The following is a 12794-nucleotide window of genomic DNA, read 5'->3' on the forward strand; positions in this document are numbered from 1 at the left end:
CAAATGTAGTAATTTGTTGGTGAAAAAACTGCCTTTGTTCCTAAATTGATAGGTTTTGTGCTGTAAAACGCTGATATGTATGTTGAAAAGTTCTTTATTTTTGCAGCGGTAAAAAATAGAGTAAAATGAAAGGCAAAAAGAATTCAAAAGTATTTATACTAGTGTTTTTAGGTATGCTTACAGCATTTGGACCATTTGTTACGGATATGTATCTGCCTACTTTACCAGCTATGTCTGAATATTTCCATACAACTTCTTCGATGGTACAGTTAGGTCTTACGGCAAGTATGATTGGACTTGCTGCTGGACAGTTGCTTTTCGGACCATTAAGCGATAAATATGGTCGTCGGTTGCCACTTATTATATCAATGACTTTGTTTGCTGTTGCTACTATTGGATGTATATATTCTTATACTATAATGCAGTTTGTTGGTTGGCGCTTGATACAAGGTATAGCCGGAGCAGGAGGTATTGTTATTTCACGTTCAGTTGCAGCTGACAAATACTCTGGACGTGAGTTGGCAAAGATGCTTGCCTTGATTGGTGCCATTAATGGGGTAGCCCCTGTAGCAGCACCTATGGGAGGAGGATTTCTAGCTGGAAGTGTGGGTTGGACTGGTATTTTCTGGTGCCTTTTTGTATTAGGGATAATATTGCTTTTGGGTAGTATACACTTTGAAGAGTCGCTTCCGGTTGAGGATAGAAAAGAGAAAAGTTGGAGGTCTGTTTTTCGTAGCTTCATCGATGTTCTTCGCAATTCTAGTTATGTGTGCTATACGTTACAGTTTGGTTTTGCACAAGGAGTATTGTTTGCTAACATAGCTTCGGCACCGTTTATTATGCAACAACATTACGGATTTTCTCCGTTGATGTTTAGTATATGTTTTGGTATCAATGCCCTATTCATTGTTATATCAGCAGCTTCGGCTATCAAGTTTCGTCGGCTGGAACAGGCTTTGCATTATGGTAGCACTGGAATGGTCGTCGTTTCTGCATTGCTTTTAGTAGCGTTAGTTTTAGATTGCAATTTTTGGATATATGAATTATTGTTGATTGGTCTTTTGTCAATGCTTGGACTTACTTTTACAGCTTCCAATACATTGGCCATGGATTGCGAACACAATAATGCAGGAATGGCATCGGCATTATTGGGAGCTTTAGGATTTGCTTTTGGAGGAATTGTTTCACCATTGGTAGGTCTTGGTAATATAATGGTTTCTACAGGAATAATTTTTCTTATGGGTTCTATCTGCTCATATGTCTGTACGCGTTATGCTTTGCATAGAAATCTTAAAACAGTATGTCAACGTTCGTGAAAGATATACTTGGAGGGTATAAAAATATCAAAATGTTGAGTGTGGAGAGAAAAAACGAGAGAAATATTTGGAAGATTAGAAAGATGTTCATATCTTTGCACCGCAATTAAGGAAAAACATATTCCTGATAGTAGTTGCCCAGATGGCGGAATCGGTAGACGCGCTGGTCTCAAACACCAGTGGAGTAACATCCATCCCGGTTCGACCCCGGGTCTGGGTACAGAAAGAAAGGCTAAGTAATTGATAATTCATTACTTAGCTTTTTCGTATGCTCGGCATGAGTATTAGCTAACGGGTGCAAGTCCCCAATGAGCCCTAATAGCGGGTCAGTAGAAATTTAGTGGGGATTATTTTTTATACTCGTAAAGTATTGCTTACTTCGCATTATGAAAAACGATTATTTGAATATGCTAGCCAGCCTCGTGTTGCCGGCTCAGATATTAGATTACTTTCTTATCTCTGGAGTTGAACAAACCTCTCAAGAGATTCATATTAGTCTGGATGAAAAGATGAATTCCAAGTTAAGCAATGACGAACATTTTGAATCCAAAGGTTTTATGGAAGCTGTTAATGTGACAGACTTTCCCATACGGGACCATAAGGTAATCCTCAAGATCAGACGTCGTCGTTGGACGGACTTGCGCACAGGTAAAAGTTTCAGTATTCCCATCGACCTCGATGTTGTAGCCAAGGGAACCAGATACTCCAAAGAATTTGGGGCTTTTTTAAAAGAAACGTATGGAGACATCCCCAGTGACCTGCCGTACGCTTGAGGAATTCTATCATATAGATGGTCATACATTTGAAAACAGTACAAGGAGGTTCTCAGCGGATATCGTAATTGGGAACAGTTATCCCATGCCGGTGAATGGATGCTGTTTCCGGAAAATATGGGACCGTATCTGGCGATTGACGAGACCTCACTCTCTAACGGTGAACTTTACACCTTTGTAACCAACCGTGATGCCTGTACGAGAGAGTGCTCCCTGGTAGCTGTCGTGGCAGGAACTAAATCAGAGGATGTAATAGCTGTGCTGCAACGAATTGACGAGGAAAGCCGTTATGCCGTTAAAGAAGTGACACTTGACCTTTCAGACTCCATGCGCAAGATTGTACGGACTGCATTTCCTGAAGCCAGCCGTGTGATAGACCGTTTTCACATTCAGAGATTAGCTTGTGATGCCGTGCAAGAATTACGCATCAAACACCGTTGGGATGCCATACAGCAGGCCAATGAGGAAATGGAAGAAGCTAAGCGGAAGAACGAAGATTATGTCCCATACCGATATTCCAATGGCGATACCCGTAGGGAATTACTTATACGCTCCCGGTATCTGCTTTTCAAGTCAGCTGATAAATGGACAGAAAAACAGAAGCAAAGGGCAGCAATCCTATTTGAGGAATACCCTGACATCAAAAAGGCATACGGTTTGTGCCATTCCCTGCGGATGATTTTCTCTAAGAACACCATAAAGGACGCTGCACGTCTGGCTATGGCACGATGGTATAATAAAGTAGAAGAAGCAGGGATGCATTCTTTTAATGTCATTGCTGCTACTTTCTATGAGCACTATGATGAAATACTGAATTTCTACAACCATCGTTCTTCAAATGCGATGGCAGAATCGTTCAATGCAAAAATTAAACTGTTCAGAGCAAATCTAAGAGGCGTAGCTGATAAGAAGTTCTTTTTATTCCGCATTGCGAAGCTATATGCGTATCCCCACTAAATTTCTACTGACCCAGAATATCAGCAAATTACAAAGAAGATAAAACAAAAGCGACAAGCAATTTTCACTGCTTGTCGCCTTATGTCGGAATGAGGCGACTCGAACGCCCGACCCCTACGTCCCGAACGTAGTGCGCTACCAACTGCGCTACATTCCGAATGCAATTTTTCTTATTTGCGGTTGCAAAGATATGTATATTTTAGGAACCAGCCAAATAAATAAGTGAAAAAATGGATAAAAATATTTTGATTCATTTTATAATGGAAAAATATTTGTAAACTTCAAAACTTTGCTTACCTTTGCAACCGCAAACGAGAAAGATTGGTGCCATAGCTCAGTTGGTAGAGCAAAGGACTGAAAATCCTTGTGTCCCCGGTTCGATTCCTGGTGGCACCACCTGCAAAACTCCGAAATGCTTCATTATCAAGCGTTTCGGAGTTTTTCGTTTTAGCAGATAGCGCTGAGTTACCTATAAGGTAATCATCTGAAACTGTTTAAATCGCCTTGATTAAATACCATTAAAGACTTCCTTTTAATCTTCAAACCGATTAAAGCGGGTCAGTAGAAATTTCGTGGGGATTATTTTTTATACTCGTAAAGTATTGCTTACTTCGCATTATGAAAAACGATTATTTGAACATGCTAGCCAGCCTCGTGTTGCCGGCTCAGATATTAGATTACTTTCTTATCTCTGGAGTTGAACAAACCTCTCAAGAGATTCATATTAGTCTGGATGAAAAGATGAATCCCAAGTTAAGCAATGACGAACATTTTGAATCCAAAGGTTTTATGGAAGCTGTTAATGTGACAGACTTTCCCATACGGGACCATAAGGTAATCCTCAAGATCAGACGTCGTCGTTGGACGGACTTGCGCACAGGTAAAAGTTTCAGTATTCCCATCGACCTCGATGTTGTAGCCAAGGGAACCAGATACTCCAAAGAATTTGGGGCTTTTTTAAAAGAAACGTATGGAGACATCCCCAGTGACCTGCCGTACGCTTGAGGAATTCTATCATATAGATGGTCATACATTTGAAAAACAGTACAAGGAGGTCCTCAGCGGATATCGTAATTGGGAACAGTTATCCCATGCCGGTGAATGGATGCTGTTTCCGGAAAATATGGGACCGTATCTGGCGATTGACGAGACCTCACTCTCCAACGGTGAACTTTACACCTTTGTAACCAACCGTGATGCCTGTACGAGAGAGTGCTCCCTGGTAGCTGTCGTGGCAGGAACTAAATCAGAGGATGTAATAGCTGTGCTGCAACGAATTGACGAGGAAAGCCGTTATGCCGTTAAAGAAGTGACACTTGACCTTTCAGACTCCATGCGCAAGATTGTACGGACTGCATTTCCTGAAGCCAGCCGTGTGATAGACCGTTTTCACATTCAGAGATTAGCTTGTGATGCTGTGCAGGAATTACGCATCAAACACCGTTGGGATGCCATACAGCAGGCCAATGAGGAAATGGAAGAAGCTAAGCGGAAGAACGAAGATTATGTCCCATACCGATATTCCAATGGCGATACCCGTAGGGAATTACTTATACGCTCCCGGTATCTGCTTTTCAAGTCAGCTGATAAATGGACGGAAAAACAGAAGCAAAGGGCAGCAATCCTATTTGAGGAATACCCTGACATCAAAAAGGCATACGGTTTGTGCCATTCCCTGCGGATGATTTTCTCTAAGAACACCATAAAGGACGCTGCACGTCTGGCTATGGCACGATGGTATAATAAAGTAGAAGAAGCAGGGATGCATTCTTTTAATGTCATTGCTGCTACTTTCTATGAGCACTATGATGAAATACTGAATTTCTACAACCATCGTTCTTCAAATGCGATGGCAGAATCGTTCAATGCAAAAATTAAACTGTTCAGAGCAAATCTAAGAGGAGTAGCTGATAAGAAGTTCTTTTTATTCCGCATTGCGAAGCTATATGCGTATCCCCACTAAATTTCTACTGACCCATTAAAGCGCCAATAAAAAAAGGCCAGCACTCACACCCTTCTTATTCGTAGTACATTCTTTTCCCTCTCGTTCCGAAAGCATCATAGAAGCACAATCCCGTAAATTAGGCACACTACCTTGAACGTGCATCATAAACAAAGAAAACACAATAACCCCAATGACACGATGACACTTTGACCTTATTGAACTTTTTGACCTTTTACCCTTTTTCCACATTATAAACCATCACACCTATAACCGAAGAACCGAGAGCTACATACAACCTTATATTTATAACCGTCAGCCCATAGAACACCGAACCCATATACAAGGCTATCTAGATGAGCAAAGATACCAACAACAAGAGCAACAAGTATCTTGGTCGTCAGATTGATTGTTTTCAGTTGCTTCAATTCATTTATCCCTCAAACAGTGCTATCTAAGGTTATTGAACGCTAATACTTAAGTTATTTATTCTGTGTTTCTTATGCATTAAATACCCATACAGCTCAAACACAATCAAACATTAGTTAATTAATTCACATTACTTTATACATTTTTCATCAGGTAAACAGGTAAAATACATCACAACAAACCACTACTTTTGTATTCTGTGCCTATGTAACAAAACCACTTCCAAGAACAATATCTATACCTACGGCAAGACTGATGGCAAGAAGTTCAAGCTGGCCGAAGTGAATCTATGCCTCTGTTTTGAAACGCATCCGGTATGCCGGTAGTGAGACGGACATTTTTTTGCTGATTACAAGCAAAATATTCCACTCTACAGCAGGTAATTAAGGATTATTATCCTATCTTTGGATAAGATAGAATGCCGTTCTGCGATTACAACATAAATATGACAACAATGGGAAAAGAAGCAAGTCTAAATGAACTTAGGATTTCTAATGAGGAATATGAGGCTCTAACGAAGTGCCAGCCTGAAGTAAGATATCAGTATACGCTCAAAAGAATTGCTGATACTGAAACAATGTGGTCAATAGTTGGAGATAAAAACTCCTTTGCGATTCAGTCTTTTGGAAAAGAACGACTACTTCCGATATGGTCTTCCAAAGAATATGCTCAAGCATTTTGTATGAAAGAGAATGCAGATTGCGAAAGTATTGCTATAACTCTTGATTCTTTTGAAGAATCTGTAATAGATTATATTTGTAAGGAAGAACTTCTTCTTAATGTTTTTCCGACAATACAAGAGCCTGTTGGCAAAATCGTAGGATTGAATACATTTGCAGAAGATTTAAGTGAAATTTTAGAAGACTACAAATAGTATAGCTTCCTGCTGACATACATGTCGATTCTTAAAGATGAGCTAACTATCCCATAAAGGCGATGCTTGACTTCTTATATAGGCAGTAGCAACTTGAAACTATCATTTATTACACAAAATAATGAAAAAGTGGATAATAATAACCGGCTTGATAGTTTTGTCTGTGATAAGCTATTGGTTTATTGATAGCCGAATCATTGATTATACTGATGGTGCACCTGTGAAGTACATGGAACTTTCCAAGGAGATACAAGATAGCCTTGTATGGCGGGGGAAACATGATGGGTGTGTTTTGATAGAGGATACTGTAATCGTAAGATATAAGCCCGTGATTTGTTTTGATTCGGATTATACGATGTTGTATTTTGATGTTGGACCATGGACTTTTGCTCATTTCCTGAAGCGTAACAGCGATGGGAAAATATGGAAATTTAAAGGGATATACAATATCCCCAAGCCTATAGTCACCATTGGAGACACGCTTTATGTTCCATCAGAATATAATATCAACTCCGGTGGCAGAGTAGATGACAATGCGGTTTTTTACCGACATATTCTAAAATAAATGATTGTACAGATTTGTTGCATTTTTATAACAGCTCAGTAATAATGAAAGAATAATGCTATGGATTCAGTCTTTAATCTCAATGGATTGGGAATCAACAATGTTGCATACTCCAAATGTGAGGCACTTAGGATGATAGGTTGCTTCGAAGAACAAGGCATTCCAGTGCTGGGTGGAGATGTATTCCTTCTCAAGGATAATATTCCAAGTCTCACTTATGACAATTGGTATTGTGATAAGAATCCTCAAGAATCGGATCAGGAATACGTTATCCGGAGTTGTAAAAAAGCTTATGAATATGTAAGCACTTATAACTCTGCTGATTCCAACAAGGTGTTGTTCTCTCTCGTACATTAAAATATAAAATGAGTATGAAAGAAATATAGAGAACTTTGTATTGGTGTTCTATCTAAGCAGAACGACTTAGTAGTTTCAGCCAATAACTTAGTTGAGGTCTACTAGCAGTATCATTTCTAATTTAATAAATGTTTTCAAAATTAAGAGTATATGTATTATAAATTGTCACCATTAATAGATAACAAGCATAAATATCCCCAAGTTGAATGTTTAACTCCTTTCACAGCTCAGCTATTGAGTCCATGGCATAAGTTTGGCGAAGCTCCAAAATTAGAGTTTAAGCTTCAAAAAGGAGCAAAACTATCAGATCTTCTGAGTACAACAAGTGGCCCAGCATGTGATCTTCTAATTAGCCCAAAGTTCTTTGACGTACTTTCGCAATTTAGAATGTTAGATTACCAAGATTTTGAATCAATCATTCTTTTAAAGGATGAAAAAATTATCTATAATTGGCTTCATTTTTATGGACCTAATATTATTGAATATATAAATTTTAAAGATTCGGCTTTTATAGAAACTGAATGGACTTTTCCAAAATGTCCGATTGAAATAAAATCGTTTGAGCATTATTTATCGTTGAAAGAAAAAGACCCTTCAGGCGCCTTTGGTGTTGGAATTGATAAGATTGTATTTAAAGAACATTTCAATATGGATTTATTTTTTATATTTCCTTTTGATTCAACAATATACATGTCAGAAAGAATGGCTATTAATATAATAGCCGAGAATTTATCTGGCATTTACTTGGAAAAGACAACAAGAATTGTAGAATAATGAACTTTATGTGAATACCGAACGTTTGATGAACGATAAACATAATAAGGCAGATTCAGGCGAAAGCAAGCTTCGCTAAGACAAGATAAACAATTCCGCAAGGATATAACTTCCTTCACGTATGATGCACTCGGCAATGTGCTGACCAAGCAGACAGCCAACCTTGCCAAGGAAGGCAAGTCCATCACCTACGACTACGATTATCACCGGCTGACGGGCATTAACTATCCCGACCACCCGGAGAACAACGTGAAGTATTACTACGGCGGACGCAACGCCTCGCAGAACCGCATCGGTCGCCTGATGCTCCGTGAGGACGGAACGGGAGCCATCGAGTACTTCTACGGCAAGATGGGCGAAGTCACCAAGACTCGCCGCACGCTGATTGTGCCCAACCAGGCGATTGCCACCTATGTGACACAGTGGACCTACGACAGCCACAACCGCCTCCTGGAGATGATCTACCCGGACGAGGAGAAGGTCACTTACTCCTACAACCTCGGCGGTCAGCTGGAAAAGGTACGCGGCTACAAGTCCTACGGCTATGACTACGTGAACCGCATCGGCTATGACAAGTTCGAGCAGCGCACCTATCTGAAATACTGCAACGGTGCGGAGACCTTCTACACCTACGAGCCCGCACGCCGCAGGCTGCAGAACCTGACGGTCAACGCAGGCGGCAAATCCATCATGGACAATGGCTATACCTACGATGCCGTAAGCAACGTGCTCAGCGTTGCCAACAAGGCCGCACTTCCCGAAAGCGGAAAGGCGGGCGGACAGATGGCGCATGCCTATACGTATGACGCGCTCTACCGTCTGGCAAGTGCTACGGGAACCTATGCCGGAGCGGACAGCAAGACCGCTTCCTACCGACTGGAGATGGGCTACGACAACATGCACCGCATCGTGTCGAAGAAGCAGCATCTCACGCAGCAGGGCGTGCAGTTCGACGGTAAGCTCCATGTGGGCTATGACCTGGCCTATACCTATGGCAAGACTGAGGGCAAAAAGTTCCAGCTCGCAGAAGTGAAGGATGCGAACTACCGCACGGAAGAGAATCCGGATTCCGTGGCAAAGGTGGACAACAGCCACACTTACACTTACGATGCCAACGGCAACCTGGTCTATGTCAATACAGGCCGCATCAAGCAGGACGGCACATTGGATTCAACCGCAGCCGAGCGCAAACTACGCTGGGACGAGGAGAACCGCCTGACGGCTTCCGATGACAACGGCTTCGTGACCAACTACTGGTATGATGCCGACGGTGAACGCACGGTGAAGACCTCCGGTGAGGGTGAACAGCTCTACGTGAACTCCGAGTTCGCGGGCGGACGCACCAACACGGCGAAGTTCTCGCTCTACGTCAGTCCTTATCTGGTGGCCAACCAGGGCGGACGCTACACCAAGCACATCTATATCGGCTCGCAGCGCATCGTTTCCAAGATTGGCGACTTCGCCTCCTACGGTTCCGACCCGAGACGCATTCAATATGCCGGCAGTGAGACGGACGGACTTTCTGTTAATTACAAACCACGGCTCTTTCATTTAAGCTTAGATAAAGGCACATAATTCCCCCACCCACTTCTTATGGGAAGTAGGGATTTTGTTATGATTGATACCCAAAACGTTACGAATCCTCTGAAATTACAAATTATCTCATTTTTGATCCAGCATATGTATCATTGCGGTAAAGTCCAAAGAAAGTTCTCTAATAAGTTCGGCCGTTCCCTTAGCCTTGTCGGAGAGCTTTTTCCTTTTACCTTTCCATATAGAAAGTATTGCCAGTACTATCCTCTGTATCGTGTCAAGGTTTCTGGCGGACCTTGCACTATTCCGCCTGATGAAGTCCTGCCTCAGGTTGCGGTCAAGGTCCCAGTGCATGCTTTCTATTGCCCAATGCATTCTGGCTATTGTACTCAGCCGCCTGGCACTTCCGTGAAAACTGGAGACATAGAACCTCCTCTCGGAAGATTTCTGACCATCAGATTTTCTCTCCGTTGCAGTCCGTATTTCGACAACCGTCAGATTTCCATTCCACTTTTTCCTGTCCGTAATCAGGTCATTTCCACGAAAGATACGGCATACTCTGGTCTCTATTCTGCCATGTTCAAGAAAAGGGCCTTCCGAATATACATCCACAGGCTCTGCAAGTTCGACATTGTCCTCAACCCCATATCGCAGAGTTCTCTGGTTTGCCTTCAGCTCGATAAGGAAATCACCGCCTTTTTCCCGGATTTTATCTATGATGGCTTTCTGGAAGGACATGGCGTCTGCCGTAACTATGCATCCTGACACATCCACCTTGTCCAACAGTTTGGGTACGGAAGTTATCTCGTTGCTTTTTTCTTCACACATGTCCGTGGCAAGGGTGAAACCTCCTTCAAGGGAATAGGCGGATACGATGTCGGGGGTGCGTCCGTTTTCAAGTACCGTCCCTCTCATTGCCTTGCCGTCAATACAGAGGATGTCTCCGGCACAACCGACAAGCTCATCATGGAAGGTGGAGGTAAATTCAGACATCCGCTCAGACATGGCTTCATCATCAATATGTTTGAATATACGGCAGAGCGTAGGTTCAGAAGGCACACCGTCCAACAAAATTCCTAAAGAGCGGAAGCGTTTCAGATTACGCTCGCCGAATCTGATTATATCCGGTCTTGTCATACACTTGCCCAGCCGTCCGAGTATTACAAGGAGAAGAATATCTTCCAGCTTGTATTTGTAGTTTCCCTTGTCTGTCCTGCGGTAATCCGGCACTGATTTCACAAATTCTTTCAGATGTTTCATTATGCTGCCACGACGGCAGAATGCATGTTTCTTTTTTATATATTAGACATGCAAAATGTTGCATATCAGCAAAATAAATCTTATTTTCGCATAGCGAAAATTAAGGCGGAAATCAAAAAACGACCTCTGTCGCATTTGATTTCCGCCTACAAAAATAATTTTATATGAACGATAAAAAGAAACACCGGAAGCGGTGCTTCCTGCATCGCTGTGCGCAAAAATAATGGTTTTTCGGAGAATAACAAGGATTATAGAGGTTGTTTTAAATGAAAGAGCCGTGATTACAAACAAAAATATTCCGCCCAACAGCAGGTAATTAAGGATAATTATGCTATCTTTGAGGTGCCGTACAACGGAACGGACAACAACGACTATGTGGACGGACAGGGATTCTGTTGCGACGACGGTTCTCCCGAAGCGGCGCAGGCCCGTGCCCTGGCACTGGAAAACAACTTCCAGGATCCGGACGCATACGAGAAGTTGCAGTTCTACTACCATCCCGACCACTTGGGTAGCAGCAGCTACATCACCAACTTGGACGGTGAGGTGGTTCAGCACATCGAGTATGTGCCGTTCGGCGAAGTGTTCATTGAAGAGCGGAACAGCATCTGGAATACACCTTATCTATTCAATGCGAAGGAATTCGATGAGGAGACGGGACTGTATTACTATGGTGCAAGGTACTATGACCCGAGGCTGAGTTTGTGGATTTCTACGGATCCATTGCAGGAAAAATATCCTCACATAAACAGCTATTGTTATACAGCTAATAACCCTGTATTATTTGTTGACCCAGACGGTAAAGCAATAGTTAAAGGTGCAGTAGCTGCATTCAAGTATGCTAAGCGAATATGGAGTGTATATAAGAAAACTGGTAAATTAACCCCATCAAATTTGAAAAAAGCAGGGTTAGATGAGTTTTTAGATATTGCAGGAGATATTCAAACGATATTTACTGGTGATGCTACTACCCTAGATAAAGTTGGTGCCATAGCAGACTTAATTATAGGCACAGACTTTAATAGTAAAGGTAAAACAACTGTAAGTAATTTATTGGGGTTAACTGAATCTACGTTAGGAAAAGAAAAAGGTTCTTTATCTGGTACAAAGAAGGCTCTAGGCATAGCGAAAAGCAAATTGGGTTTAGATAGAACAGAATCTTTGCCTAAAAATAAAGCTAAATTTGGAAGTCCATCAAGAGGAGATAAAAGAAAAGGTTATCGCCTTGATCCAGCTCATCCAAATGCTACACCTGGCAGTGGAGAAGAGTATCCTCATATAAATTATTGGGATTATACAAATGGCAAACGTAAATCTGGTGGAATTAGTGGTGCTATTCCTATTAAAGAATGATTATGGATGATTTTAAAATAGATATATTTGAGCAAGAAACAGGTAATTCATTCCCTTTATTTTACACTCTTAATAAAAAAGAAACCTGCAATTTATATAATCATTTTTGCGATAAAATGAATATTAAAGAATTACATGTTTCTTCCTTTGAACTGTTTCAAAGAAAAGGAGTTCCATTAAATGATTTTAATGCACTTAATGAAGAATTCAAATTTATGAATTTGCTCTCCTTTTTAAAAGTAAATTGTGATTTTATCTTTATAAATTGGGATAATTTCCAGACAATCGATAAAATGTGTACTCAAGATTTTTCGAATTATTTTTATGATATATGGTTTCCTAGTTCTGATGATATATTATTATTCTCTTTTTATATGGATTTTATTATCATGATTAGACATGACGGAGTTATATATTACATCAAATAATTCCTAAGAACCTGTTTTATGGGCTGTGTCGTAATTCGGATTTACGGCGCAGCCTCTGTTTTTTGTACGCTTTGTGTTTTTTCAGGCGGCAGTTTTTTGTGGACTTTCCCAAATTATTCGATTTTTTCAGACGCAAAATTTCGGAATATTGAATATAGATGCAAACTGGTGAGAATGGGATATTTCCTCCGATTTGTGGTCGTTTTGCCATTTTCTTGAGCATAAATTTCTTG

10 protein-coding genes, 3 tRNA genes and 3 pseudogenes are annotated in these 12794 nt (G+C 41.2%); 14 read left to right on the forward strand and 2 right to left on the reverse strand.

Annotated features, from left to right (window positions below):
• Positions 1 to 125 precede the first annotated feature (125 nt).
• The 4 genes and pseudogenes from BACCOP_RS14385 to BACCOP_RS14400 all read left to right on the forward strand — a co-directional run bounded on the left by BACCOP_RS14385 (position 126) and on the right by BACCOP_RS14400 (position 3046).
• Positions 126 to 1316, forward strand: a complete 1191-nt coding sequence (locus tag BACCOP_RS14385; RefSeq protein ID WP_007570375.1) for a multidrug effflux MFS transporter — start codon at positions 126 to 128, stop codon at positions 1314 to 1316.
• Between the two features lie 136 nt (positions 1317 to 1452).
• A tRNA-Leu gene (locus tag BACCOP_RS14390) sits at positions 1453 to 1536 on the forward strand.
• A gap of 166 nt (positions 1537 to 1702) precedes the next feature.
• Positions 1703 to 2089, forward strand: coding sequence for an ISAon1 family transposase N-terminal region protein (locus tag BACCOP_RS14395; protein ID WP_007565224.1), 387 nt, complete (start codon positions 1703 to 1705; stop codon positions 2087 to 2089).
• Positions 2055 to 3046: pseudogene (locus BACCOP_RS14400) on the forward strand (ISAon1 family transposase). Before BACCOP_RS14395 ends, BACCOP_RS14400 begins: the two are co-directional and overlap by 35 nt.
• 84 nt (positions 3047 to 3130) lie before the next feature.
• Here the strand turns inward: BACCOP_RS14400 and BACCOP_RS14405 are convergent.
• Positions 3131 to 3203 (reverse strand) — tRNA-Pro (locus tag BACCOP_RS14405).
• Positions 3204 to 3369: 166 nt separating this feature from the next.
• Here BACCOP_RS14405 and BACCOP_RS14410 point away from each other — a divergent pair.
• The 8 genes and pseudogenes from BACCOP_RS14410 to BACCOP_RS14445 all read left to right on the forward strand — a co-directional run.
• Positions 3370 to 3442: transfer RNA gene (locus BACCOP_RS14410), tRNA-Phe, on the forward strand.
• Between the two features lie 222 nt (positions 3443 to 3664).
• Entirely contained in the window at positions 3665 to 4051 is a 387-nt protein-coding gene (locus BACCOP_RS14415) for an ISAon1 family transposase N-terminal region protein (RefSeq protein WP_007570320.1), read from the forward strand.
• Positions 4017 to 5009, forward strand: coding sequence for an ISAon1 family transposase (locus BACCOP_RS14420; RefSeq protein WP_155162804.1), 993 nt, complete (start codon positions 4017 to 4019; stop codon positions 5007 to 5009). Before BACCOP_RS14415 ends, BACCOP_RS14420 begins: the two co-directional genes overlap by 35 nt.
• Before the next feature lie 862 nt (positions 5010 to 5871).
• Positions 5872 to 6291, forward strand: coding sequence for a DUF2750 domain-containing protein (locus tag BACCOP_RS14425; RefSeq protein WP_040312115.1), 420 nt, complete (start codon positions 5872 to 5874; stop codon positions 6289 to 6291).
• Between the two features lie 121 nt (positions 6292 to 6412).
• The gene (locus BACCOP_RS14430; RefSeq protein WP_007570380.1) at positions 6413 to 6856 is read left to right on the forward strand and encodes a hypothetical protein; all 444 of its coding nucleotides are present in this window, start codon (positions 6413 to 6415) and stop codon (positions 6854 to 6856) included.
• A 60-nt stretch (positions 6857 to 6916) separates the two neighbouring features.
• On the forward strand, positions 6917 to 7213 hold the full coding sequence (imm40, locus tag BACCOP_RS14435; protein ID WP_007570382.1) for an Imm40 family immunity protein: 297 nt from the start codon (positions 6917 to 6919) through the stop codon (positions 7211 to 7213).
• Positions 7214 to 7363: 150 nt separating this feature from the next.
• A complete protein-coding gene (locus BACCOP_RS14440; RefSeq protein ID WP_007570384.1) occupies positions 7364 to 7987 on the forward strand; it encodes a hypothetical protein in 624 nt (207 codons plus the stop codon).
• A 456-nt stretch (positions 7988 to 8443) separates the two neighbouring features.
• A pseudogene (locus BACCOP_RS14445) lies at positions 8444 to 9529 on the forward strand (toxin TcdB middle/N-terminal domain-containing protein); the annotation flags it as partial.
• A gap of 120 nt (positions 9530 to 9649) precedes the next feature.
• On the opposite strand, the gene BACCOP_RS14450 reads toward BACCOP_RS14445, so the two are convergent.
• Positions 9650 to 10780: an ISAs1 family transposase gene (locus BACCOP_RS14450; protein WP_007565353.1), complete on the reverse strand. Its 1131-nt coding sequence runs from the start codon at positions 10778 to 10780 to the stop codon at positions 9650 to 9652.
• Between the two features lie 279 nt (positions 10781 to 11059).
• On the opposite strand from BACCOP_RS14450, the pseudogene BACCOP_RS14455 reads away from it, so the two are divergent.
• Positions 11060 to 11581, forward strand: a pseudogene (locus BACCOP_RS14455) (RHS repeat domain-containing protein); the annotation flags it as partial.
• A gap of 554 nt (positions 11582 to 12135) precedes the next feature.
• Positions 12136 to 12561, forward strand: coding sequence for a hypothetical protein (locus BACCOP_RS19300; protein WP_148315600.1), 426 nt, complete (start codon positions 12136 to 12138; stop codon positions 12559 to 12561).
• The last annotated feature ends 233 nt before the right edge of the window (positions 12562 to 12794 follow it).

The organism is Phocaeicola coprocola DSM 17136 (assembly GCF_000154845.1).
Classification (GTDB): domain Bacteria; phylum Bacteroidota; class Bacteroidia; order Bacteroidales; family Bacteroidaceae; genus Phocaeicola; species Phocaeicola coprocola.